Source organism: Auritidibacter sp. NML130574 (genome assembly GCF_003185725.2).
Lineage (GTDB): Bacteria > Actinomycetota > Actinomycetes > Actinomycetales > Micrococcaceae > Auritidibacter > Auritidibacter ignavus.
Map to the genome: position 1 here is coordinate 2,225,036 of NZ_CP031746.1, position 24,739 is coordinate 2,249,774.

Annotated in this window: 19 protein-coding genes; 8 read left to right on the forward strand and 11 right to left on the reverse strand. The window is 57.8% G+C overall.

All coding sequences use genetic code 11. The features are described from left to right. Positions 1–59 precede the first annotated feature (59 nt). The gene (locus DCC27_RS10165; protein WP_110110452.1) at positions 60–1,433 is read right to left on the reverse strand and encodes a CitMHS family transporter; all 1,374 of its coding nucleotides are present in this window, start codon (positions 1,431–1,433) and stop codon (positions 60–62) included. 754 nt (positions 1,434–2,187) lie between these two features. Then, positions 2,188–3,069, reverse strand: coding sequence for a polysaccharide deacetylase (locus DCC27_RS10170; protein ID WP_110110451.1), 882 nt, complete (start codon positions 3,067–3,069; stop codon positions 2,188–2,190). Positions 3,070–3,377: 308 nt separating this feature from the next. Between DCC27_RS10170 and DCC27_RS12260 the strand changes: the two genes are divergently transcribed. Further along, positions 3,378–3,530: a hypothetical protein gene (locus DCC27_RS12260; protein WP_168186115.1), complete on the forward strand. Its 153-nt coding sequence runs from the start codon at positions 3,378–3,380 to the stop codon at positions 3,528–3,530. A gap of 32 nt (positions 3,531–3,562) precedes the next feature. Here DCC27_RS12260 and DCC27_RS10175 read toward each other — a convergent pair whose 3' ends face one another. From DCC27_RS10175 to DCC27_RS10205, 7 genes are all read right to left on the reverse strand, one after another. Further along, positions 3,563–4,828 (reverse strand): dicarboxylate/amino acid:cation symporter, encoded by a 1,266-nt coding sequence (locus DCC27_RS10175; protein WP_110110450.1) that lies wholly within the window; start codon positions 4,826–4,828, stop codon positions 3,563–3,565. A gap of 268 nt (positions 4,829–5,096) precedes the next feature. Next, positions 5,097–5,726, reverse strand: a complete 630-nt coding sequence (locus DCC27_RS10180) for a response regulator transcription factor (RefSeq protein ID WP_110110449.1) — start codon at positions 5,724–5,726, stop codon at positions 5,097–5,099. After that, positions 5,723–6,823: a sensor histidine kinase gene (locus DCC27_RS10185; protein ID WP_110110448.1), complete on the reverse strand. Its 1,101-nt coding sequence runs from the start codon at positions 6,821–6,823 to the stop codon at positions 5,723–5,725. Before DCC27_RS10185 ends, DCC27_RS10180 begins: the two co-directional genes overlap by 4 nt. Positions 6,824–6,916: 93 nt before the next feature. Then, the gene (mgtE, locus tag DCC27_RS10190; protein ID WP_110110447.1) at positions 6,917–8,302 is read right to left on the reverse strand and encodes a magnesium transporter; all 1,386 of its coding nucleotides are present in this window, start codon (positions 8,300–8,302) and stop codon (positions 6,917–6,919) included. Between the two features lie 379 nt (positions 8,303–8,681). Further along, on the reverse strand, positions 8,682–9,896 hold the full coding sequence (locus tag DCC27_RS10195) for an acyl-CoA dehydrogenase family protein (protein WP_110110446.1): 1,215 nt from the start codon (positions 9,894–9,896) through the stop codon (positions 8,682–8,684). A gap of 37 nt (positions 9,897–9,933) precedes the next feature. Further along, positions 9,934–10,380, reverse strand: coding sequence for a thioesterase family protein (locus DCC27_RS10200; RefSeq protein WP_110110445.1), 447 nt, complete (start codon positions 10,378–10,380; stop codon positions 9,934–9,936). A 5-nt stretch (positions 10,381–10,385) separates the two neighbouring features. Further along, positions 10,386–11,609, reverse strand: a complete 1,224-nt coding sequence (locus tag DCC27_RS10205; RefSeq protein ID WP_246840091.1) for a CaiB/BaiF CoA-transferase family protein — start codon at positions 11,607–11,609, stop codon at positions 10,386–10,388. A gap of 436 nt (positions 11,610–12,045) precedes the next feature. Between DCC27_RS10205 and DCC27_RS10210 the strand changes: the two genes are divergently transcribed. The 3 genes from DCC27_RS10210 to DCC27_RS10220 are packed head-to-tail and all read left to right on the forward strand — an operon-like array spanning position 12,046 to position 17,938. Next, a complete protein-coding gene (locus DCC27_RS10210) occupies positions 12,046–13,611 on the forward strand; it encodes a class I SAM-dependent DNA methyltransferase (RefSeq protein ID WP_110110444.1) in 1,566 nt (521 codons plus the stop codon). Continuing rightward, complete coding sequence (locus DCC27_RS10215) at positions 13,608–14,804, forward strand: restriction endonuclease subunit S (protein ID WP_110110443.1); 1,197 nt, start codon at positions 13,608–13,610, stop codon at positions 14,802–14,804. The genes DCC27_RS10210 and DCC27_RS10215 overlap by 4 nt, the downstream gene beginning before the upstream one ends. Next, positions 14,801–17,938 carry a type I restriction endonuclease subunit R gene (locus DCC27_RS10220; protein WP_110110442.1) on the forward strand — a complete coding sequence of 1,046 codons (3,138 nt, stop codon included), beginning with the start codon at positions 14,801–14,803 and terminating at the stop codon, positions 17,936–17,938. The genes DCC27_RS10215 and DCC27_RS10220 overlap by 4 nt, the downstream gene beginning before the upstream one ends. Before the next feature lie 92 nt (positions 17,939–18,030). Here the strand turns inward: DCC27_RS10220 and DCC27_RS10225 are convergent, their stop codons facing one another. After that, positions 18,031–19,362 carry an ISL3 family transposase gene (locus DCC27_RS10225; protein WP_210403471.1) on the reverse strand — a complete coding sequence of 444 codons (1,332 nt, stop codon included), beginning with the start codon at positions 19,360–19,362 and terminating at the stop codon, positions 18,031–18,033. Between the two features lie 425 nt (positions 19,363–19,787). Here DCC27_RS10225 and DCC27_RS10230 point away from each other — a divergent pair, with 425 nt between their 5' ends. The 4 genes from DCC27_RS10230 to DCC27_RS10245 are packed head-to-tail and all read left to right on the forward strand — an operon-like array spanning position 19,788 to position 24,132. After that, positions 19,788–21,404: an amidohydrolase gene (locus DCC27_RS10230; protein WP_110110441.1), complete on the forward strand. Its 1,617-nt coding sequence runs from the start codon at positions 19,788–19,790 to the stop codon at positions 21,402–21,404. Continuing rightward, on the forward strand, positions 21,401–22,396 hold the full coding sequence (locus tag DCC27_RS10235; RefSeq protein WP_110110440.1) for an ABC transporter substrate-binding protein: 996 nt from the start codon (positions 21,401–21,403) through the stop codon (positions 22,394–22,396). The genes DCC27_RS10230 and DCC27_RS10235 overlap by 4 nt, the downstream gene beginning before the upstream one ends. 17 nt (positions 22,397–22,413) lie before the next feature. After that, complete coding sequence (locus DCC27_RS10240; RefSeq protein ID WP_246840092.1) at positions 22,414–23,361, forward strand: amino acid ABC transporter permease; 948 nt, start codon at positions 22,414–22,416, stop codon at positions 23,359–23,361. A gap of 3 nt (positions 23,362–23,364) precedes the next feature. Beyond that, a complete protein-coding gene (locus tag DCC27_RS10245; RefSeq protein WP_110110438.1) occupies positions 23,365–24,132 on the forward strand; it encodes an amino acid ABC transporter ATP-binding protein in 768 nt (255 codons plus the stop codon). A 21-nt stretch (positions 24,133–24,153) separates the two neighbouring features. On the opposite strand, the gene panD is transcribed toward DCC27_RS10245, so the two are convergent. Continuing rightward, on the reverse strand, positions 24,154–24,564 hold the full coding sequence (gene panD / locus DCC27_RS10250) for an aspartate 1-decarboxylase (protein ID WP_110098997.1): 411 nt from the start codon (positions 24,562–24,564) through the stop codon (positions 24,154–24,156). Positions 24,565–24,739: the final 175 nt, after the last annotated feature.

Consider the following 24,739-nt stretch of genomic DNA (forward strand, 5'->3'; position numbering starts at 1 on the left):
CCGGCGTGATCTCCCAGGACCTTCTCGTCCAGCGCACGCTGGTCGTTTGGGCGCGTTGTCTACGAGACTCCGATCAGTCCCAGCCCCATAGAAGCGAGCAACATGAGCAGGGAGAAACCCCACACGATAAAGAACGAGTACTTCAGGTGTTGACCAAAGTTGGCGTTAGCCAGGCCGAGCATGAGCCACACCGCGGGGGAGAAAGGGCTCACGAAGGTCCCGATGACATTGCCGACCATCATGGCGTGAGCGGTTTCGATAGAAGCAACGCCGTACTGTGAAGCGGTCGCGTCCACGAGTGGCAACACAGAGAAATAGTAGGCGTCGGTAGAGGTCAAAAGATCCATTGGTACGCCGAGCACGGCCATTGCGATGTGCAGGTTGGGGCCGAGAGTATCGGGAATCACCGCCAGAGTAGATAGCGCGATGGACTCCAGCATCTGCGACTCGTCCAGCACACCAAGGAAGACGGAGGCCGCCAAGATGACTGCGCCCATCATCAGAGCATTGGGTGCGTGAGCGCGGATGCGTTGCATCTGCAAATTGGAGCCGCTGAAGTTCAAAGGCAGAGCGATGGCGACACCGACCATGAAAGCGATGTGGGGCGGCAGGATATCGGCCAGCATCAGGCCGATGATGGTCAAAGCGAGAATGGTATTGATCCAGTAAATAACTCGACCGCTGCGCATATGACTGACGATGTCTGCGCGGTCTTGACGCTGTCGTTCGCTGAAGTCATCGGCGATATGACGAATGTCAACATGATCAGCTTGCTGGATCTCCCCGGCGGCCACGCGCTTCTGGATACGCTTGGACTCTCGCAGGCCAAGGAGGATTCCTACGAGCACGAGCAGAACAATCCCGATTCCTTGAAGGGGGATCAGGGGCTGGTAGAGCTCCAAGGGGTCTATCCCGGTAGTGGCTGCGGTTCGGCCGAGTGGGCCTCCCCAAGGAACCAAGTTCATGATCGACGCGGCAAGTGCCAGCATGAGCATGAGAAGGTACTTGCTCATGTTCAGTGCTTGGTACAGCGGCAAAAGGGCGGGGATGGTCAACAGGAACGTGGTGGCACCAGCACCGTCCAGGTGGGCGATGACGCCAATCAGCCCTGTGCCGACGGTAACCAGGATAACTTTTCCTCTGGTGGCAAGAATGAGAGAGCGGATAACGGGATCAAAGAGGCCCGCATCAGAGAGGATCCCGAAGAAGAGGATCGCAAAGATGAACATGACAGTCACGTTCATCACAGAGGACAGGCCTTCGCCCGTGAACTCCACGATCTGCGAAACGCTGAAACCCAGTAAGAGCGCCCCTGCGATAGGGATGAGAACCATCGCCACCACAGGAGAAACTTTGTTCCAGATCAGTAGGGCGACAGTTACCGCAATGATACTGAGGCCACCGGCGGTGAGAAGTGTCGATGGCTCATCCATCTGTAGTGCTCCATTCTGAAACGCCCGGACAGGCGAGGTGAGTGATGAATCGCTTAGTAGAACCTGAGTAGGCTACTCCCCGCCGGTCTTCCGGTCAAATATTCGGTGACCTCCACCTGAACGAGACTCTCGCTGGTGCCAGGACGTCTACCTAGGTGGTTAAGGGAGTTTTGAACAACGGACAGATTCAGGTCCTGGATGAGAAGGCTGTGGTGAGTCGTAGCTACCCCGTCTGAGCTCGCTCGGTGTCGTCGTGTTTTAGTACCGCTGAGCTTACTTCGGTTCGGTGCCCAGAAATCCCGCATCTGCTTCCCGAACGGTTAGTGACTTCGGGATGCTGGGCGTTGTACGGGGATCGGCACGGATGAGCTTACCCGTGGTTTAACGGAATGGTAAGAGAAGTATGAAAAGAGGCTCTGTCACAGATGGCTTGAGTAGTCGCGGGCGGTGACCACGTTTTTCTGTTTCGACTCTACCGAGCATTAAGACGAAGATGGTATCCAGTTTGCTTTCAGTTGTCGCTACTAAAACGTGTTCGGCATTTCTTGTCGGTTACCTTCAATAGCGGTCGATCGGTCTTGGGTGTCGATACCGGCACTATCTGGACAACTAATTTTGTGATGGTTGGAAATCAACCTTTGCGCCATCTGTGATTCCGGGCATGGCAACCGCCTAAGTTTGGCCATTTAAGGAACTGGGGAGCGCAGAGGAACTCAAGAGGCGCAACTAGCCAATGACACCGTCTGTCTCGCGGTTACCGTCGAGGCGCACGTTGAGCGAAATCGGCTGCGACGTCTTTCATATAAGAAAACTCGACTCCTTCATGGGAGGCCATGTGACTGAATAGGCGCTCGAGCATGAGAAGGTTCTGGGGACGCCCAGAAACGTCGGGGTGGATAGTTATTGGGAAGACGGCATAGTCCATTTCACGGTAGACCCAGTCGAACTGGTCGCGCCAGAGGTCCTCGATGTCACGTGGCGACACAAAGCCGTGAGAGGTGGAAGAAGCCTTGATAAACATCATGGGCGGTAAATCGTCGAGGTACCAGGAAGCTGGAATCTCGATCAGGTTTGTCTGCGTGCCACGAACCAAGGGCTTCATCCATTCGTGTGCGGATTCCGCCTCGTAGTCGATGGCGGTCCACTGGTCGCCAACACGCACGTAGTAGGGGGTGTGATCGTCATGCATGAGTGAGTGATCGTAGAGGAACCCACGTTCGGCGAGAAGCTCGTTGGTGATTGTGGAAAATTCCCACCATGGTGCGACGTAACCGACGGGTTTTATGCCGGACTTTTTCGTGATGAGATCGGTGCAATAGTCGAGAATTTCCTCTTCCTGCTTGCGTGTCATTTCCAGAGGGTTTTCATGTGAGTACCCATGCACCCCGATCTCGTGTCCAGCCTCGACGACCCTGTCGAACTGCTCAGGAAAAGTTTCGATCGAATGACCCGGCCAGAACCAGGTTGCTGGCATATTTCTGCGGGTTATCAGATCGAGCAGTCGCGGAACTCCGACTTCTCCCGCGAACATGCCACGTGAGATATCACCAGGAGAGTTTTCTCCGCCATATGACCCCAACCAGCCTCCGACCGCATCGACATCGATGCCCACGGATACGAAGATCTTTTTCGACATAAGGACTCCATCCTTCTAAAAGCCGGGCCTTAACCGTCGATAGCCACTCCTTGGCTCTGTGTTAAGTGCCGTGAGATAAACCACGTTTAGGTTCTTTTTCGACTCTAAGAATTAGGTTTCAATGTCGTCAAGGGTTTATGTCGCGTACCTCGGCTGTCTGACGACGGGACTGCAAAGTTTTAGTGGGTATCGAACTAGTCGATGAAATCGTTGTTGTGACGTGCTGGTAGGAGCCCCTCTACAGACAATTCTTACCCTAAGTGCGGTTTCGGCAACACGTTTTGCCAGGAACCATGGCCGGGGTGAATATGCTTCGCGATACCGCCCGTTACCGGGTGGAGAAGGCCATCGAGCTTCGGGGCAAACCCTTGGCGAGCACGCCCACCGATCTAGCGATGGCGCTACAGGTGCGTGAGATTCTCGGGCTGGCTGCGTTCCAGAGCGCGGAGCAGACAGAATGAACCGCTGAGACCGGGGGCCTAGTGGGGCGAGTTCAGGATTCTTGCGTGGTACGGGCTTTCTTCTGGTCCCGGCGTTTTTCGCTCGCATCGACCCCGACAGTTCCAGCCAAGTCGCCGGTAATGTTATTCAACGTCCGAGCCATGTCGAGGATGGCGTCAATACCGGCAACGAGTGCCACCGGCGCCATGGACAGCCCTGCCGTATTAACGGCCATGGTCAACATGATGATCCCTGCTCCTGGAACGCCAGCGGTGCCAATGGAAGCCAACACACCCACCAAGATCACCGAGATGATTTCCGCAACAGACAGCGTGGTGCCCATCGCGTCGGCGACGAAGACGACGGAAGCACCCACATAAATGGCGGTGCCGTCCATATTGATGGTGGCACCCAAGGGCAACGTGAGCGAATAGGTGCTCTGTGGGATGCCGAGTTTCTCAGCAGCACGGCTAGAGACCGGAAGTGTCCCTGAGCTAGAACGGGTGACAAATCCGGTCAGCATGGGTTCTTTGGTGGCCTTGAAGAATTCGAGGGGTGACCGTCTCATCGCAAGAATAAAGACGGCATATACCACGAGCATGACCACGACCGCGCCATAAATGACCAGGATGAGCTGTCCCAGTGGCACCAACGCTGAGACACCGATGTCACCGATCGCCACGGCTATCAGTGCAAAGACACCAAGGGGGGAATACTCCAGCACACCCCGAATAATCAAGAACAGGATCTCTTGCCCGGTCACGCAGATCTTGCGAATCGTCAACGCCCCGTCGCGGATGCTCTCGTTGCTGCCATCGATCAAATAGGCCAGGGCAAAACCGACGATCAGCACGACAAACATAATGGCTAAGATGTCGCCCTCGGCAAGTGCCTGGAAGATGTTCTCCGGAAAAATGTTGACAAATACGTCCGCTAAGGGTGGAGCTTCCTCACCTTCTTGAGTCGCGTTCTCCGGGGCCGACAGTCCACTCCCCGGATGCACGAGCAGAGCCAGTCCCAGCCCAATGGAAATAGCAAAGCAGGTTGAGAGCAGGTAGTAGATAAAGATTTTTCCGCCAATACGACCGAGCTTTTGCGGGGTCACCGACGTAATTCCCACGATGAGGGTGGCCACGATCAGGGGAATGACCAGCATGTTGAGTAGGCGCAGGAAGATTTCGCCGAAAGGCTCTAAGACCGTTGCGTCTTCGCCCCAGATCAGGCCGACGATGACTCCAGCAAGAAGGGCTATAGCCAGTTTCCAGATCAGCGGAAAATCTAGATACCGTTTCCACCACGATTTCTTTGTGGACATCATCGACTCCTTGAAAATTCAGCCCAGGGCGTGCTACCTCACGGCGCACTGTCTCAAGACCTCTCCTCAAGATCACTTCTCCCCGGCGTGTAACCGTCAACACCCATCCTCGCGGTGGATCTCGCGAGGAGGGTCTGCACATATGTGCTGACAGGGATAGTACACAGCCGAAGGAATGACGTGACTCACAAGGCTAAACATGAACCACGATGCTATTGGATCCTGCAGGTGCTCAGTTGAGGCTGGGGTCGACGTTCCTGAAGTGTGCCGGCTAGAGTCCGAGCCGTTCGGCGCTGCGGACCAGCTCGGCCAGGGAAGAGACTTCCATTTTCCGCATCACGTGTCCGCGGCGGACTTTGACGGTGATTTCGCTCAGGTAAAGCTGAGTGGCGATCTGTTTATTCATCTGTCCTTGGACTACCAGCTTCATCACCTCTTGTTCGCCGGGGGTCAAAGACTCCCAACGCGCTCGCAAATCGGCGGTGACTGCCTCGGCCTCTCGGCGCGTACGGTCGCGTTCTAGACCTTGGAAGATCGCATCGAGCAGGTCCTGGTCGCGGAAGGGCTTGGTGAGAAACTCGATGGCCCCGTTCTTCATCGCCTCGATGGCCATCGGGATATCTCCGTGGCCGGTGATGAAGATGACCGGGCAGGTGATGCCTTCGGCGAGCGCATGCCGGTGGAGGTCCATGCCGCTTTGCCCCGGCATCCGCACATCCAGCACCAAACAGGCCGGAGCGTCTTCCACAGGGTGGTTGAGGAACTGCTGGGCCGAGGCGAAGCTCAGCACCCGTAGGCCGACGGAGGCCAAGAGGTCTGCCACCGCGGCCCGGACCGAGGGGTCGTCGTCGACGAGGTAAACGATGGGCTCGTGGTCTGGCGGCGTCGACTGGTGGGTCATGATGGTGCTTTCTGTGGGACAACGGGCAGGGAGATCGAAAACGCAGCACCACCGCTGGCTGGGGTATCGGCCCAGATTCTGCCACCGTTGGCCTCGATGATGGCTTGACTGATACTCAGCCCCACACCGATGCCGTCGTCTTTGGTGGTCCAAAAGGCGTCGAAGAGATGGGGCTGGATCTCGGGGTCGATGCCCGGGCCGGTGTCGATTACGGAGACGACAATGTGGCAGTCGTCGTGGGTGGAGGCGACGGTGATGCGACGTTCGTTGGTGGTGGAGCCGGCGAGGGCTTGGATTGCGTTGAGTAACAGGTTGCCGACCACCTGCTGGGTCTGCACCGAGTCGGCCAGTGCCCGGGGTAACCCCTGAGCAAATTCGGTGTGCAACGTGATGCGGTGGCGTCTCAGCTCGGCTTCAGCGAGCTCGAGCACCTCCCGGACGGCCGTGTTGACCTCGAAGGCGTTGGTGCGCGGTGGTTCGCCTTGGGTGAGTCGGCGGATCCGGCTGATGATGGTGTCGGCCCGGTCAGCGTCGTGAAGGATCCGATCCAGTGCTTCGTGGGCTTTATCGATGTTCGGCGGGTTTTGATTTAGCCAGCGGTGGCAGGCGTGCCCGCTGGTGGTGATGGCTGCTAGGGGCTGATTGACCTCGTGGGCGATGGAGGTGGTCAGCCCCTCCAAGCCGTGGACCTGGACGATCTTTTTGAGCTGTTCTTGGGTTTGCTGGGCGGTATGCCGGGCGTCATCGGCCCGGATGATGAGAAAAGCGATCGCGATGATGATGGCGATACTCAGCCCGGTGTTGATCAGACCGGAGTCGAGTTCTCCGCCCAGGGTGAGCGCGAAACTCACTACGGTGAGGACAACACTGACTATGGTCAACCCGATCAGTTCGCCCCGGCCGAGCGCGCTGTGGGCGACAAAGATGACCACGGTGTAGAGCACCGCGGCAGCGACCTCATAGCGGGTGGTGGTGTCGAAAATGAAGATCAGCGCCAGGGCCAGACTGATCAGTCCGTAGCGGATGGCCACACGGCCCCGGGACGGGGTACGGCTCGGGACGGATGCTGAGGTGGGTGAGGGTGAGTCAGGGTGCATGCTACCTCCGCTTAGTAACGTAACACGCAGCCGCCCCCGGACTGTATCGCCGATCACAGTCCGGGGGTCTGCATGGTTTCGAGGGCAGGTGGTCTAGACCATGAGGTGTCCCATGAACAGCCAGGCCAGTCCGAAGTAGATCATCACGCCGAGCAGGTCCATGATCGAGGTGATCATCGGTGAGCTCAGGGTGGCGGGGTCGGTGCCGATCCGGCGGGCGATGAACGGCAACAGGGCGCCAATCAGACCACCGATGATCATGCACACGGCCATGGAGATCCCGACGGTGAGCAACACCGCGATGCCGATCCCCTTGCTGAAGTAAGCCAGGATGATTTCCAAAATACCGATGACGATACCCAGGGAGAGCACCACCGGGATTTCGCGTTTGATCACGAACCACAGGTCGCGCCAGCGGAGTCGGACTTCGCCCAGGGCCATCGCGCGGATGACCAGGGTCGCCGACTGGCTCCCGGTGTTTCCGCCGGCGTCAACGATCGGGGCAATGAAGGCCGCCAGAATAACGATCTCTTCCAACAGGGCTTCCTGTCCGGCCACGATGGAGCTGGTGACGATACCGAAGACGGTGAGAATTCCCAACCAGAAGACGCGGGTCTTGAACAGGTTCCAGAAGGATGAGCTGCGCAGGCTTAGGTCCGGACCGCCATCGATGGAGGCGTTACCGCCGAACTGGGCGACCGAACGGCCGTGGCTCTGGCTGGTAACGTCCATGGCGTCATCGACGGTGACGATGCCAACCAGCATGCCGGACTCGTCCACGACGGGCAGAGCAAGCAGGTCGTATTCGGCGATGATCTCGGCAATGGTGTCGGTGCTAGCCCCCGACCGGGCGAAGACCGGCTTGCGGCGCATCATGTCGCCGACCCGCGTGCCTGCCTGGGCGACCAGCAGTTCGCGCAGGGACAGCACACCGATCAGCTTGTGGTCTTCATCGATGACGTAGATGTCGTAGATGGTTTCCTTATCCGGAGCCTCCTGGCGTAGCTTCTCGAGCGCGTCGGAGGCCAGCACCTCACTGGTCAGGGTCGCGTAGTCGGAGGTCATGATCGACCCGGCGGTGCCCTCGGGGTAGGCGCCTAACCGGCGGATGTCTTCCCGCTCGGCGTGGGCCAGGGCGGGCAACAGCGCGGATTGTTCCTCGGCGGTGAGTTGCTTGAACAGGTCGACCCGCTCGTCGTGGGACATGGCGGTGATCAGAGTGGCCAGTTGCTCGCGGTTGAAGATCCGGGCCAGCTCCACCTGAATGTGGGGGAGCAGATGCCCGAAGATCTCGGCCTGACGACGGTCGGAGAGCGCCAAAAGTGCTTTGGCGGCATCGTGCCGGGTCAGGGTGACCAGGTGTTTGGCAATATCGGCTGCGTGCAGTTCCCGCATCGCCGAGCGGAAGGCATCGGTGCTCTGTGTGTTCTGCTCGGCCGCGGCATCGCGCAGGGCTGTGTTAATGAATTCACGTGTCATGATCAGGCTCCGTTCTGGATGGAGTGTCCTTTAAGAAGGGTTAAAAAGCGCGATACGGCACGGCTCATGGCATGACGTAGCGCCCGAAAGATGACAAAAGATGAGAAAGATGACGTGCGGAGAAAAGCAGGTCGGGCCGGCGCGTTAGGCCCCAGCACCCCGGGCGTCTGAGGTGGCGGGGTGACACAGCGGGTGGCCGGCGGAGGACCATCGTCGATCCGGTTTCCTCGGCATGCTACACCTCCCGTTCAGATTGCTCGACATCCTGCAACGGAATTAATCATTCCACCCGATGCAGTCCGGACCCAAGGAGCACCGGGGTATGGTCGATATACCTTCGTATATCTCCAGCTGAGTGTCGCGCTGAGGAAAGGCAGAGCTAGCCGCGGGCTTTGCGGGTGAAAGCGGAGATGCCGGTGATATCGCGGCCGACGATCAGGGCCTGGATGGAGTCGGTGCCTTCGTAGGTGGAGACGACTTCCATATCGGTCAGGTGCCGGGCGACGTGGTGTTCCAGCAGTAACCCGTTGCCACCCATCATGTCGCGAGCTTGACGGCAGATGGCCAACGCGGTGCGGGCGGTAGTCATTTTCACCAGGGAGGCCATGGCCTGGGTGAGCTGGTCTTGTTCTTGGAGTTCGGCCATCCGGGTGGTGAGTAGCTGAATTTGGGTGAGATCGGCGAGCATGGTGGCCAGTTTTTCTTGCACCAGCTGGAAAGAGGCAATCGGGGAGCCGAATTGTTCGCGCTGCAGGGCGTATTGGGCGGCGAGTTCGAATCCGGCCATCGCGTGGCCGACAGCTTCCCAGCTGGCCCCTCCTCGGGTGGCGTTGAGCACGCGGGTGACGCCGGCGAAGGACTCGCAGTGCGCCAGTCGGTTCTCCTCGGGGACGACGACATTGTCGATGATGATATCGGCCTGCACGATGGCCCGTTTAGCCATCTTGCCTTCGATCGGGGTGGGTCGATATCCGGGTGGGAAGGTGCCGTCGGGCTGTTTTTCGACGACGAAGGCTTTGACCTCGCCGTCGGCGACATCCCGGGCGTAGACCACGGTGCGGTCGGCAGCGTGGCCGTTGCCGATCCAGCGTTTATGGCCGTTGAGCACCCAGGTGGCGCCCTCACGGCGGGCTGAGGTTTCGAGGGAGACGGAGTCGGAGCCGTGGGCGGGCTCAGTCAGGGCAAAGGCCCCGGTTTTGGTGATCCGAGCCATTTCGGGTAGCCAGCGTTGGCGTTGTTCTTCTGAGCCCAGCAGGTAGATCGAGCCCATGGCGAGGTTGGAGTGCACACCGAGGAAGGTGTTGATTGACCCGTCGATGCGCCCGAATTCTCGGGCGACGATCCCGGCGCCGAGGCGGGAGAGCCCGGGGCAGCCGTAGTCGGGGATGTAGGTGCCGATCACCCCGAGTTCGGCCAACGGCTCCAGCACCGCGGTGGGTAGCTCGGCTCGCTCCCAGTGCTCGTTGATCACCGGCAGGATGTGTTCGTCCCCGAAGGCACGGATGCGGTCGCGTAAGTCAAGAAGCTCCGGGCTGAGGCTTGCATCGAGCTGAAAATAGTCGGCGTGGTGGATGACATCGTGCGGTGTTGCCATGGTGGGTCCTCGGTGGATGGATGCTCTGAGAACAGAGCTAGCTGGTTTGAGCTAACAGGAGGTCGCGCAACGGTTCCGGGGTCGGGGTGGGGCGGTTGGTTTCGGCGGAGAGCACCACCAGTACGGCTTCGGCGTAGACGCAGGGGTGGGGTTGGCTGAGTTCGTGGCCGAGGGTGAAGGAGGTGTTGCCGACCTTCGTGACCCACACGCGGGCGTCGACGGCGTGACGGTAATCGGGGTCTTCGGGGAGATAATGCACCGGGGCGACGTAGTCGATGGTGGTCGCCCGCACCAGCCGGTAGGTGCCGGCGACATTGCCATCAGTGGAGTCGCCGGTCCAGGACTGATTGGCCAGCACCCGGGCCTCTTCGATCAGGGTCAGCAACGTGGCGTTATTGACGTGGTGGTTGAGGTCTTGGTCGGCCCAGCGCAGTTGCAACCGGGTGTGAAAGGCATTGGAGGGGGCGCGGGATTCTGCGGGCACGAGCGTTAGCTTTCTGTGTGGTGGTGCGGGTTTTTGGGTTCGGTGGTGCGGATAAACTCCAAGGCCCAGTCGTGGGAATCGCCCAACTCGGGTGGCAGGTGTCGGTAGGAGATCGGGGAGCGGGAGAAACTCATCGGGTTGGCAATCACCGGCACGATGCGCTCGCGGTTGTTCTCGTCTGTCATGGTCACAATGGGGTTTAGGCCAAGGTCCTCGGCCAGTTGCACGCCACCATCAATGCCCAGGATAGGCCCGCAGGGTAGGCCCACGTTGCCCAAGACATCCGCCCAGTTTTCGGCGGTATCGGCGGCCAAGGCCTCTTCGAGTAAGACGCGGAGTTCTTCCCGGTTGGCGTTGCGTTGGGACATGGTCTCAAAACGGGGGTCGGTTGCCAGGTCGGGGGTGCCCAACGCGGTGACCAGACGCGAGAATTGGGCGTCATTGCCGCAACAGATGATCAGCGGGCCGTCGCTGGCGTGGAAGGGCCCGTAGGGAAACAGGCTGGGGTGGTCATTGCCCATCCGGGTGGGCACGTTGCCGGCCGCGGCGTAGCCGCCGGACTGATTGGCCAATCCCGATAAGGCGGAGGAGAACAGGTTCAATGCCGCGTGTTGGCCGAGTCCGGAGCGGTCTTTTTCACGCAGCCCGGCCAAGATGGCCACCGCAGCGTGCAGGCCGGTCATGATATCGAAGATGGCCACACCGGAGCGTTGCGGGTCACCATCGGGCTCACCGGTGAGCGACATCATCCCGGACATCGCCTGGACCAGCAGGTCATAGCCAGGCATGGTCGCCCCACCAGCGGTGCCAAAGCCGGTAATGGAGGCGTGCACCAGGTGGGGCCACCGCTTCGCGACAGAATCGGGATCGAGTCCGAATTTCTGCAGGCCGCCGGCCTTGAAGTTCTCGATGAACACATCGGCTCGGTCCAGCAGATCGTAGGCGGTCTGTAAGTCCGCTGCCTCGCTCAAATCCAGCACTATGGAGCGCTTATTGCGGTTGACGGAGAGGTAATAGGTGGAGATACCCTCGCGCATCGGGGGTTTCCAGGTGCGGGTCTCATCCCCGGAGGGCGCTTCGACCTTGATGACGGTAGCACCCAGGTCGGCTAGCAACATGGTGCAATAGGGGCCGGCCAGGACCCGAGAGAAGTCGGCGACCACCACCCCAGCCAATGGTCCTTCGGTGGGGGTACTGGAATCATGCGTTGCGGAGTGCTCAGACATCATCGGCGGTGTCCTCTACCTTGGGTCGTCGAAACAACAAATGTGGCTCAGTTCATATCTATAGCTCATATCTATAGCACGGGGGACTCCAACGGCGACCTATTTGACGACCAAGACGAAATCAATGGTGATTGATAAGCGACGCGGAATAATTGGTGATGGTTCGGACTTGATGACGGTCATGCAACGCAAGATAAAGGACCGTTAATGTGAGGTCGGGAGATTAGAGGTGTGGCTGTCCTGGTTCACCGAGTCGTGCTGGAAACGGGGTCTAGCAACGGTCATGTAGGTACTGCTGCCGAGATACCGGCTCAAGCACCATGAGGCCTGGTCTGATGCCTAGGTGAGCATCCGGTTACAGCCGACATATTTAGTTGGGCTGAGATAAAGTTGAATCAAGAAGTGGAAGCTGACCTGTGGGAACTAAAAGAGGGAGTTCATGGCGACGACAAAGGCGCGATCAAAGCCTAAGAAAAGCTTGGAGCAGACTCTCTGGGAAGCGGCCGACAAATTACGGGGAAATCAAGAACCCAGTGAGTACAAGCATGTCGTCCTTGGCCTGGTGTTCCTGAAGTACGTATCAGACCGGTTTGAAGAGCGGCGCGAACAGCTGAAAGTTGAGCTTTCAGAGGAAGGTATTAAGCCGGAGCGAGCCGAGTCATTTCTCGAGGACCGCGACGAATACACCAGTAAGAACGTGTTCTGGGTGCCAGAGAAGGCTCGGTGGGACTCGATACAATCGGACGCAAAACAAGCCGACGTGGGGCAACGGATCGACCAGGCGATGGATCTCATCGAAAAAGAGAACCCCTCTCTTCGTGGCGTGCTACCCCGTAATTACGGACGTGAAAGCTTAGACAAGCGGCGTCTGGGTGAGCTCTTGGATCTTATCGGCTCAATCGGATTCACTGAAGCAGACGACCACGGCGCGGATGACGTCCTCGGGCGAGTGTACGAATACTTCCTCGGGCAGTTTGCAGGTAAAGAAACCGGTAAGGACGCCGGGGCGTTCTACACCCCGCGTTCCGTAGTCAAGACACTGGTAGAGATGCTGGAGCCCTATAAGGGTCGTGTTTATGACCCCGCTGCCGGCTCAGGCGGCATGTTTGTCCAGTCCGCAGAGTTTGTGAAGGCACACGGTGGTAAACGTACTGACATCTCCGTGTATGGGCAGGAATTCACCGATACGACGTGGAAACTGGCGAAGATGAACCTCGCGCTCCGGGGTATCGAAGCGGACATGGGATCGCACTCGGCAGACTCATTCACCGAGGACCTTCACCAGGATCTCCGCGCGGACTATGTGATCGCGAATCCACCATTCAATGTTTCCGACTGGTGGGATGAGAAGCTGAAAGACGACCCACGGTGGAAGTTCGGAACCCCGCCCAAAGGTAATGCCAACTTCGCCTGGGTCCAACACTTCATCTATCACCTCGCGCCCAACGGCACCGCGGGCTTTGTCTTGGCAAATGGCGCTCTCAGCTCCAAAGAAGGGACCAACGGAGAGATCCGCCGCAACCTCGTCCGAACGGGTCTCGTCGACTGTATCGTCGCGATGCCCGATAAGTTGTTCTTCAACACAGGCATCCCGGTGTCGCTGTGGTTCGTGTCCAAAGGTCGGGACGGCAACGGGCATCGCGCACGTAGCGGCGAGGTGCTGTTTATCGACGCCCGGAAACTCGGGGATATGGAATCACGCAGCCTGCGCGTGCTGTCGGATGGTGACATCGCTCAGATCGCGGACACGTACCACGAGTGGCGCAACCACGACGGCAACTACGAGGACGTCCCCGGCTTCGCCAAGTCAGCCACGATCGACGAGATCGAGAAACACGACTTCGTGCTTACCCCAGGCCGATATGTCGGTAGCGAGGAGGCGGAAGTCGACGACGAGCCGATCGACGAGAAAATCGAGCGATTGACGAGCGAGCTGTTCGCCGAGTTTGAGCGCGGACGCGAGCTTGAAGGTGAGATCCGGCGACGGTTAGGCGGTCTTCAGTGAGCCGCGTGACTCTTGGCGAAGCGTTTGTTCTAAACCCGACAGTGAAACTGTCTAAGGGAACGCATGCTCCTTTTGTTGACATGGCGAGCCTTGTGCCCTTCACCAGAGACGTGTCCGCAGCACAGGAAAAGCCCTACGGCGGCGGAATGAAGTTTTGTGACGGTGATGTTCTGATGGCGCGGATCACTCCGTCCTTGGAGAATGGAAAAACGTCGGTTTATCGTGCGGCTGCTAACCAGCGAAATGCTCCGGCTTTCGGATCCACGGAGTTCATCGTGATTCGCGGAAAAGAGGGAATCTCCAGTACTAGCTTTGCCTACTACTTGTTTACCTCGCCTGAGATCCGAGACTATGCGATTGGTTCGATGAATGGGAGTTCCGGCAGACAAAGAGTTCAGTTCGATTCTTTAGCCTCATTCGAGATTGATCTTCCCGAACTGCAGGAGCAGCGCTCGATCGCGGCGACGCTTGGCGCACTCGACGACAAGATCGAGTCGAACCGGCGGGCGATCAACTTTCTAGGGGAGCTCTTTAATGCAGAGTTTTCTCGTACGCTGGAGTCCACAGAGACTATTTCCACTCGGCCGCTCGACGCTATTGCAACCATCACAAAGGGACGATCCTACAAAAGTGCCGAGCTGCAGGATTCACCAGTAGCGCTAGTGACACTGAAGAACATCGACCGTAATGGCGGGTACAAACATGATGGACTGAAACCTTACATCGGTCCCTACAAGCCCGAACAGATTGTATCCCCCGGCGAGATAGTTGTGGCGCAGACTGATCTCACGCAGGGAGCAGAGGTCGTAGGACGGGGCGTTCGCGTTCCTGCGAGCGGGAACCACGACATCCTGGTCGCTTCGCTAGACCTTTCCATCCTGCGCCCAAAGGACGGCATGCCGAATGAGTACCTGCTCGGGCTGTTGAGTAGCGAAGCGTTCCGCCAGCATTGCCGCAGTCGTGTGACAGGGACGACGGTTCTTCACCTAGCCAAAGATGCGATGCCGACTTGGTTGGCACCGGTCGTCTCTCCAGAGAAGCAAGAGGGTTTTGCGGCTACCGCGAGGGCGCTGCTCTCTCGCATGGATGCGTACACAACTGAAAACAACCGATTAACATCTACTCGCGACGCCTTCCTCCCCGAACTTCTCTCCGGCCGTATCCGTGTTCCTGTGGAAGGTGCTGATGTATGACCAGTTTTAACGAGAACACCGTCGAGCAAGCCGCTCTCGAGTATTTCGCCGATCTGGGATATCGGCGAGTTCATGGTGTTGATATCGCCCCCGACGGGCCTAACGCGGAACGTGACTCTTATGAAGACGTGCTGCTGTGGGGCAGGCTTCACGATGCGCTGAGACGGATCAACCCTGGCACCGATGCCGCGCTTATCGATGAGGCGGTCAAGACTGTCCAGCGAGCGGAATCGCAGAGCCTGATCGATGAGAACGCACGCCTGCATCAGCTCATCATCGACGGCGTGGCCGTCGAACATCGTAGCGACGACGGTCAGCTTCGCACCACCCGACTCGGGCTCGTAGATTTCGAGCAGCCTGAAAATAATGACTGGGCCGTGATCAACCAGTTCACGATCGTTGAGAACGGCAAGACGCGTCGGCCCGATGTTCTCGTGATGGTCAACGGTATGCCTCTGGCGTTGCTGGAGCTGAAGAACCCGGCCAATGAACAGGCGACCTTGAAATCCGCGTGGAACCAGATACAGACTTACCGCAACGACATTCCCTCCGTGTTCGTCCCCAATGCCGTTACCGTGATCTCAGACGGCACCTCAGCTGCGTTGAGTAGTTACTCGGGAGCATTTGAGCACTATGCCCCCTGGAAGACCATTGGGGGACGTGATGTCGTGACTGACCGTCCCTCTCTGGAAGTTCTCATTAGAGGAGTCTTCGAACCACACCGATTCCTTGATCTGCTGAAGAACTTCATCGTCTTTAGCGATGAGACCGTCACCGACAAGGCAACCGGACAGCCCACTCGGGCGCTGGTGAAACGTGTGGCGAAGTACCATCAGTATTGGGCAGTCAACACCGCTGTTGAGTCCACGGTGCAAGCCTCGAGCCCCGATGGCGACCGTCGCGGTGGCGTCGTATGGCATACCCAAGGTTCGGGCAAGAGCTTCGAGATGCTGTTTTATGCAGCGAAGATTATGCGCGACCCACGCATGGCAAACCCCACTCTGGTGTTCATTACCGACCGGAACGATCTAGACGATCAGCTCTACGGCGAAACCTTTGCGCCCGCAAGAATTTTGCCGGAGACGCCCGTGCAAGCGACAACGCGTTCCGACCTTCGGGATAAGCTCAAACGTGCCTCCGGTGGGATCATTTTCACCACTTTGCAAAAATTCGCACCCGGTGAAGACGGGGATAATAACTCCGTGCTGACTGATCGGCGGAATGTCGTGGTGGTTGCTGACGAGGCCCACCGCAGCCAGTACGGGTTCGGTCAGACGCTGGACCGCAGTGGCCGTCTCAAAGCGGGGCTGGCCAAACACATGCGTGATGCTCTACCCGGTGCGACATATCTAGGGTTTACCGGGACCCCCATCGAGTCAAATGACAAGTCCACGCGAGCGGTGTTTGGCGACTACATTGACGTGTACGATCTCACCAGGGCTGTCGAAGATGGTGCTACCGTCCGGATTTTCTACGAATCACGGCTGGCGAAGGTGACGCTATCGGAATCCGACCTTGACGCGCTTGATGAGCTTGCTGATGAGATTACAGAGGGTGTTGACGAAGATGAGGCAGAAGCCGCGAAATCGCGCTGGTCACGCTTGGAAGCAATTGTCGGCTCTGAGTCGAGACTAGACCTGATAGCCCACGATATCGTTGAGCACTGGGAGAAACGACGGGAAGCCTTATTCGGCAAGGGCATGATCGTCACGATGAGCCGTCGTATCGCGGTGAGACTTTACGAGAAAATCGTTGCGCTACGTCCTGACTGGCACTCGGACGATCCTGATCAAGGCAAGATTAAGGTCGTCATGACCGGATCGGCTTCTGATCCTGCTGAGTTCCAGCCCCATATCCATTCCAACGAGGTCCGCAAGGAGCTCAAGCTCCGGGCGAAGAATGCCGACGACCCGTTAGAGCTGGTCATTGTTTGTGACATGTGGCTGACCGGATTCGATGCGCCCGCCATGCACACCATGTACGTGGATAAAACCATGCGGGGCGCAGGGCTGATGCAAGCCATTGCTCGAGTGAATCGAACCTTCCGGGACAAGCCGGGTGGCCTCATCGTGGACTATATTGGTCTGTTCTCCAACCTGCAACAAGCCCTCAAAGAGTATTCACCATCGGATCAAGACCAGACAGGGGTTCCACTTGAGCAGATGGTGCGGGTGATGTTGGAGAAACACGATATTATTCGTGGAATTCTTCACGGTGTTGAATATAACTCCTCCCCCTCGCTATCGGCGTCCCAGCGACTCAACGAGTATGCGAAAGTCCTGGACTTTGTCATGGCCGATGACGATCGAACCTCGCGATTCAACGATCAAGTACTCGCATTGGCAAAGGTCTTCGCCCTTGTTGGCGCGCACGAAGAAGCCACCAAAATCCGGGACGATGTCAGATTGTTCACCGACGTGAGGGCCGCGATCCTGAAAATCCAGAACCCCGCTTCGGGTCTGGGCGGTTCCGGGTCGGTGGAAATAGACACAGCATTAGGACAGTTGCTCAATGAGGCTGTTGCTTCTGACCAAGTCCTCGATGTTTATCAACTGGCTGGTGTAGAGACGCCTGAAATTTCCCTGCTGAGTGACGAGTTCTTGGACTCCCTCGCTGATCAGGACAGGCCCAATTTGCAGATTGGTCTGTTGCGACGGATTATCAACGACCAGCTTCGCACGATTAAACGGCGGAACGTGGTGCAAGGTCGGAAGTACTCCGAAATGCTCGATGCGGCCGTGAACCGGTATACAAACCAGTCACTTACCGCTGCGGATATTATTGCTGAGCTCGTCAAACTCGCTAAGGAAATGCGAGATTCAGATCAGAGGACAGAAAACCTCGGTCTTAGTGTCGCCGAAGTAGCCTTTTATGATGCTATTGCTCAGAACGATGCTGCCGTCCTACAAATGGGCGATGACACGTTGAAGCAAATCGCCATCGACCTCGTGCAGGCCGTTCGAAACAGTGTGGTCATCGACTGGGAGCATAAGGAGAGCGTGCGTGCCACAATGCGGTCCAAAGTCCGACGTTTGCTGGCGAAGTACGATTACCCGCCAGATGCCGAAGCCAAGGCGATCGAACTTGTCCTAGAGCAGGCACAGGTACTTGCTCGCCAAGAAAACGCTGCTTAAAAGCGCTGTAAAACATCGGGCATTTTTCAAGGCTGGACGAGAGCCCCCGACACGACAGTGCACTTTTACGGCTCTTCTGACTTGAGTGTGGGTTAGAGGTTCAGGCCGCCGCCGACCAGGAGCATTCTGAGGCGATAGTTCTCGGGGCTGCGGAAGCCTCTGGCTACGCGCCGTGCGAGTTCGATCACGCCGTTGATCGCTTCGGTGCCACCGTTGTTCGCGCCGTCAGTGGTGAAGTAGCCGAGGAACGGTTCTCGCCACCGCTTGAGCGTGCGGCCCAGTCTGGCGATTTCTGGGATTGGGCAGGTTGGGAACGAGTCCAGCACCTTGATCGCGATCCGTCGACCAGCCACGGGATGGGGCTGGCGATACACCGACCGTAACTGTTGGGCACAGTGCCAGGCGACCTCGACTTCCACATGCCGCTCGTCAGCAAGGAAGGCGTTCTCGAGTCGGGCGTGCTGTCGCGGGGTGAGGCGTTCTTTACCCGCGCGCAGAAGGTTCCGGATCCGGTAGAGCGGATCGTTTTTGCGGCCGCGATGCCCGTGAATGTCTTGCTGTACCCGGCGACGAACTTCATCGACCGCGGCGGTGCCGAGTTTCACGACATGGAACGCGTCCAGCACCGCGGTCGAGTCTTCGAGTTGGTCATCGATCGCGTTCTTGTAGCCATGGAACGGATCCAGAGTCGCGACCTTGACCTGTGCCCGGAACGCTTCGCCACGATCGTGGAGCCAGGTCTTGTACACCTTGCCTGAACGCCCCGGCACCAAATCCAGCAGTCGGGCCCGAACCCTGCCGGTGGAATCACGGGTCAGATCGACCATGCCGGTGAACTCTTTCGGGCCTCGACCGCCGGCGCCGACCGGTCGGGTGGACACGTGATGCCAGATGTGTTCATCCACGCCCAACACGGTGACACCAGCGAACCGGGACTCGTCCTCGCTGGCGGCTTGCAGCACTGGCTTCACCGCACGCCACAACGTTTTCCACGTACACCCCAACTGGCGCGCCAGACCCTGTATCGACGCGTTCTCCGAGCGGAGTTGTTGAATCGCCCACCGAGTGGCGCGTACCGTGAGCAGTGCCCGGGCGGCTGCTACCTGCGGGTTCTGTTCCGTGAACGAGGTCACCGTGCAGTCGGGGTCAAGACAGCGCCAGCGGCGTTTGCGCCACTGCACCCGGACCGGTGCGGTGAAACAGGGCGCGTCGATCAACTCGACCGGCATCCGCCCATGCCCTTGCACCACTACCCCGCAGCCGGGACATCCCATCACCGACGGGCGGGCTGACTCGACCACGATTCGCAGTCCGGCCTGGTGACGGTCGACCTTGACCACGTGGAGTCCGGGCAGGTCGACCAGCAGGTTGCAGTGGTGGCAGTAGTCACCTGTGGTGCGGCAGCAGACAGTAGAATCAGACATCGTCAAGGTCCTTGGAATCGATGGTTGTGGTAACCCTGATTCTCAAGGGCCTCGACGCTGCTTAGCGCACGGACACGCCCACCACGAAACCAGACCTCACCCCACACTCAAGTCAGAAGAGCCACTTTTACAGATGACTGGCCACTACTGCCTTGCGTGGACAGCTTCGTCGAGAACCAAGAGCCTTAGTACCCCGCGCATTGTGAGTTTTAAACATCAACAGCGTGATTCAAAACCGCCACCCGTCTTGGTCATTCTCAGTGCCGTCTTCACCGCCCTGGGTTCTGGCTCACCTTGGGATAGCGAGAACCGGACGATTTGCTATTGGTTGGAGTTTGATTTACCCGCCCGTGGTGTGCTTGTGCGAGGAGGAATACGAGCTAACATCTATGTGAGATAGATCACTTCATGGGGAGGGCTCGTTCGTGTCGCAGACGCTGTTCATTCATCACCGCATCTACACCTTGGCCGGCGTGACGCCGATTGACGGGGCGATCCTTGCTGTAGATGGGAAGATCCAATTTGTCGGTGCGCTGGACGACGCGCGAGGTCTTGCATCGGAGAGCTGTGTAGAGGTTCGGCTTCCTGGAGAAGCCGTTCTTCCCGGATTTCATGACGCACACATTCACACTGGCGATATGGCACGAGGGCTGGTGGCACCTCAGCTGGGTGGAGCCACAAATTACCAAGAAGTGTTGAGACGGTTGTCCGAGTTTGCAACATTCCGGTCAGGTGAAACCTGGGTGCTTGGCGGACGTTGGGATTCTCATGAATGGCACTGCGGATCGGCTCCAGATAAGGCTGACCTCGATGCGATTTTTGGGGCGACACCTGTGGTGCTACAAAGCGTCGATGGACACGCCTCGTGGGCAAATTCTGCTGCCCTTGCGCAGGCGGGAATTCACCGCGAAAGCCCCGAAGTTCAGGGTGGTGAGATCGTTCGGGACGATACGGGTGACCCCACAGGATTATTGCGAGAAGCTGCACAAGATATACCTCGTCGGATGGCAGAAAGTTCGCTTGAACCGCAGCTTCCGGACCTGATCAGTGCCATTCAGGGTGAGCTGATTCGTCTTGGCATTACCCAGATCACGGATTTCGATGGAGAAGAAATCCGGAACGTGTATCAACAACTGGATGACGCCCGAAAGCTTCGTTTGCGGGTTAATAAAGCGGTACAAGCAGCTGATCTTGAGCTCGCGATAGCGCAGGGGCGTCGAACTGGTGCGGGCTCCGATTACCTGCGGACCGGTCCCGTAAAGCTCTTTTCCGACGGTGCGTTGGGGACCCACTCTGCTTTGGTCTCAGAACCCTATGCAGACTCCACCCCAGAGCAGCCGTGTAACTGTGGCATCGCGGTTACGAGTGTTGCGGACCTCGTCACTGGTGTCACGCGAGCGAATGCACACGGGCTGTCAACAGCCATTCACGCGATTGGCGATCAGGCCAACACCAACGTCTTAAAGATCTACGCCGGTGTGTTTCTGTCCACCCGTGCCAACCGGTTGGTCAACCGCATCGAACACGCCCAGCATCTCAGTCACACCGACGTCGCCCGTTTTGCCTCCTACGGCGTGGTGGCCTCACAACAACCCACGCATTGCACCACCGACTATCCACTGAACTCCAAACGTCTCGGTGACCGCCCGCTGGCTAGTTATGCCTGGAAGACTCTCCTTGACGCGGGGACCCTGGTCGCATTCGGATCCGATGCTCCCGTTGAACCAGCGAATCCATGGTTTGCTATCCACGCCGCAGTTACCCGGCGCACCCGAGAACCGAATGCGCTGACAGATGGTAAGACCTCAGAAACGTTGACTGTTGCCCAAGCACTTCAGGCTCACACACAGTCGCCGGCAGACGCACTAGGACTTGGGGAGTTGAGCGGAACCCTTACCCCGGGAAAATATGCGGATTTCATTGCATGCGACCAAGACCCCTTTGAAGTAGAACCCACCGATCTCTGGAAAACACAGGTACAGGCCACAGTGATTGGCGGGACGGTCCAATATTCTGCGCCAGATTCCGCAGACGTCGGATGAAAACATCATCCCGAAAGGTGAAAATACGCGTGAAGAACGTCAAAACATGGAGCCTCGTCACAGTGCTTGCTGGGTCGTTACTCGGCCTGAGCGGTTGCGGAGCGGAAGCGCTGTGGCTCATTGATGAGGAAACCGATCCAGCAAAAATAGACCTCAGCGATTTCGAGGCAACCCCGGTACCGGAGGAAGAGAAGGCCAAAGAAATCATCGAGAGGATAGAGCCTCAAGAAGAACTTCACGCCATGCTTCCTCCCGAATACCGCGCTGGGCTGAAATGGACAACGTCAGTTGGCTACCCGCCAATGGAACTGTGGGCGAGCAATAACGAAGACATTATCGGCGTCGACCCCGCAATGGCACGAGCAATGTCCGCGGCCCTTGGTGTTGAGATGACCTTGGAAGACCAGGAATTCAACGCCATGATTCCAGGGTTGATCTCCGGGCGCTACGACGTATTGGCCAGTTCGATGACCGACACGGAAGAACGACGGGAGACGACGTCCTTTGTGAGCTATGTGAAGTCTGGCAACGCGTTCCTGGTGGAAAAAGGCAATCCGCTCAACGTCGAGGTACCAGAGGATCTATGTGGCAAGAAAGTAGCACTGGTCGATGGTGGCTCTAGCGCTGCATTTGCTGAAGGTGTTTCAGCAGAATGCGAAAGCAATAACGAGGAACCGTATGAAATTTTGAGGTTCGAACAAGATCAGACTGCCAATCTAGCGCTGGAAAGCGGGCGAGCCGATGCCACGGTCACCGATCTGCCGGTTGCACTGTCTCACGCAAGTTCCGACAACAAAAATTTTGAAGCGGTCCCGATCGACGGCGACGAGGCCATCTGGGGTATTGGCATTGATAATGCGCAAACACAACTCGCCGAAGCCATACAGGCTGCCATGCAGTATCTGATGGATGAGGGCTACTACGAGGAGATTCTTGCCGCCTGGGACGTCGAGGTCATGGCGGTCGACGAGGCCACACTAAACGGGGGATGACCAAGAGAGGGAAAACCGTGGAGAGAAGAACCGAACCTTTTGTCTTAGCAGATGGAAGAACGATTCCCGTTGCACCGGTCAAACATGTCAAACGGTGGATCGTCGGCGCAATTGCCATTGCGGTGCTGATCTGGTTGCTGTCGATTCTCGTCTTCAACGAGCGGATTCGTTGGGATCGAGTGTGGGAATACCTGTTTTTCCCTAATATTCTCAGCGGAGTCGGCGTCACCATCTATATCAGCATCGTGGCAACGATTCTCGGGCTCGTGCTTGGTGTTTTCATCGCGATTATGAAGTTGTCGAATAACCCGGTACTCCGGTGGATCGCTGAAGGCTATATCTGGTTTTTTCGCGGCACTCCGGTGCTGGTGCAACTGATCTTCTGGTTTAATCTGGCGTTTCTCCTGCCGTACTTGGTGCTCAAAATCCCCTTCACGAATCTCGGGTTTCGATGGGACACGAATGAGCTCATCTCTGGGTCCACCGCTGGAATCTTAGGACTGGGCCTGAATCTGTCAGCCTATTTCGCAGAGACAGTGCGAGCCGGAATTATGGCGGTCGACCGAGGGCAAACCGAAGCTGCGTTGGCCTCAGGAATGACGCGCGGACAAACCACCCGGTTAATTGTCTTGCCCCAGGCACTGCGCATCATCATTCCGCCGACAGGCAACGAGTTCATCTCGATGTTGAAGACCACCTCACTGATCGTGGTCGTGGCCGGTAATGACTTGATGACCAATGCCAGCCAAATCTACAAGCAAAACAACCTCATCATCGAGCTACTGATTGTGGCTAGTATTTGGTACATGGTGATGACCGCGATTGCCACGTACGGGCAGTCACTGCTGGAAAAACGGTTTGGTAAAGATCGCGTCCGTGCTATTCGTGGCACCACTTTCAGCCAGAAGGTTGTTGAAGCCACGACCGGTGCAATCAAAATCCCTCAGGGCTCGAGAAAGGGCTGACCCATGGCTAGCGACGCATCACTTGTTCACGCGCATGGAGTGCGCAAAGCATTCGGCAACCACGAAGTCCTCCGTGGTATAGATTTCAGCGTCAAGCCGGGAGAGGTCTCGGTCATCATCGGACCGAGCGGATCCGGTAAGTCGACGTTCTTACGGGCGATCAACGGCTTAGAGACGCTCGACCAGGGAAGCCTCGTTGTTGATGACCAGCAGGTTGGGTTCGACTTTCGTGATGGAAAGTACCACGAGTGGCCCGATAAGCGCTGGGCTGAGTTTCGAGCCGGAATCGGGATGGTCTTTCAGCGTTTTAATCTCTATGGCCATCTCACTGCGCTCGAAAACGTGACGATCGCGCTGGTCCATGTCAAAAAGATGAGCAGGTCCGAAGCAAAAGAGATCGCAGAACGAGAACTACACCACGTAGGTCTGGCGGAGCATCAACATAAACGTCCCCACCAGCTCTCAGGCGGTCAGCAACAGCGCGTCGCGATTGCCCGTGCCTTGGCGATGGAACCAAAGCTGATTCTCTTTGACGAGCCCACCAGCGCATTGGATCCAGAACTGGTCGATGAAGTGCTGGAAACGATGAAAACTCTCGCGAAAGCGGGCATGACCATGATTGTGGTCACCCATGAAATCGGGTTCGCCCGAGAAGTGGCCGACACTATTTCGTTTTTTGATGAAGGACAGATAGTGCTACGGGACGCGCCGGAACAATTTTTCACCAGCGACAACACCCGGGTTCAGGGGTTCCTGGAGCGGGTGCGCTAAAGACAACGCGGTGGACCAGCGCTACTGCGCCAGTGGCGGGCGCTGGGCGTTATCGGTGGGTGGCTCAGCCGGGTCGTTACCCAGGCGCAGGATGTTGTTCTGCTCATCGACGTGCACCACGGTGGGTTCGTAGGTGCGGGCTTCTTCGTCGTCCATTTGCGCGTAGGCAATCAAGATGACCAGGTCCCCGGGGTGGACCAGGTGCGCGGCCGCCCCGTTGATGCCCAGGACCCGAGTGCCTCGCTGTCCGGCGATAGTGTAGGTCTCCAGGCGAGCGCCATTGGTGATATCGACAATCGAGACCAACTCACCGGGCAGAATTCCGGCAGCATCAAGCAGGTCCTGGTCGATGGTCACCGAACCAACGTAGTTCAGGTTGGCTTCAGTCACCGTGGCGCGATGGATTTTCGCGTGAAACATGGTACGGAGCATGGGTCCTAGTCTAGGGGGCTTGGGGACAGACCGTGACCTTCAGTGACCGAGCCAACGTCGATGGTCGCCACGTAGCCCGGAAGGGGAGCCTCACCACGGTGAGGGATAGCAGACTACAGCAGGGCTATATACCCATTTAGCCTTGCCTAGGATTGCTGGAAGCTCGACAGCGTCA

Coding starts and splice junctions, on each gene's coding strand:
- panD (WP_110098997.1), bottom strand. CDS start 24,564: ATGCTCCGTACCATGTTTCACGCGAAAATCCATCGCGCCACGGTGACT.
- DCC27_RS10225 (WP_210403471.1), bottom strand. CDS start 19,362: ATGTCTGATTCTACTGTCTGCTGCCGCACCACAGGTGACTACTGCCAC.
- DCC27_RS10210 (WP_110110444.1), top strand. CDS start 12,046: ATGGCGACGACAAAGGCGCGATCAAAGCCTAAGAAAAGCTTGGAGCAG.
- mgtE (WP_110110447.1), bottom strand. CDS start 8,302: ATGACACGTGAATTCATTAACACAGCCCTGCGCGATGCCGCGGCCGAG.
- DCC27_RS10175 (WP_110110450.1), bottom strand. CDS start 4,828: ATGATGTCCACAAAGAAATCGTGGTGGAAACGGTATCTAGATTTTCCG.
- DCC27_RS10180 (WP_110110449.1), bottom strand. CDS start 5,726: ATGACCCACCAGTCGACGCCGCCAGACCACGAGCCCATCGTTTACCTC.
- DCC27_RS10245 (WP_110110438.1), top strand. CDS start 23,365: ATGGCTAGCGACGCATCACTTGTTCACGCGCATGGAGTGCGCAAAGCA.
- DCC27_RS10235 (WP_110110440.1), top strand. CDS start 21,401: ATGAAAACATCATCCCGAAAGGTGAAAATACGCGTGAAGAACGTCAAA.
- DCC27_RS10205 (WP_246840091.1), bottom strand. CDS start 11,609: ATGATGTCTGAGCACTCCGCAACGCATGATTCCAGTACCCCCACCGAA.
- DCC27_RS10185 (WP_110110448.1), bottom strand. CDS start 6,823: ATGCACCCTGACTCACCCTCACCCACCTCAGCATCCGTCCCGAGCCGT.
- DCC27_RS10195 (WP_110110446.1), bottom strand. CDS start 9,896: ATGGCAACACCGCACGATGTCATCCACCACGCCGACTATTTTCAGCTC.
- DCC27_RS10165 (WP_110110452.1), bottom strand. CDS start 1,433: ATGGATGAGCCATCGACACTTCTCACCGCCGGTGGCCTCAGTATCATT.
- DCC27_RS10170 (WP_110110451.1), bottom strand. CDS start 3,069: ATGTCGAAAAAGATCTTCGTATCCGTGGGCATCGATGTCGATGCGGTC.
- DCC27_RS12260 (WP_168186115.1), top strand. CDS start 3,378: ATGCTTCGCGATACCGCCCGTTACCGGGTGGAGAAGGCCATCGAGCTT.
- DCC27_RS10220 (WP_110110442.1), top strand. CDS start 14,801: ATGACCAGTTTTAACGAGAACACCGTCGAGCAAGCCGCTCTCGAGTAT.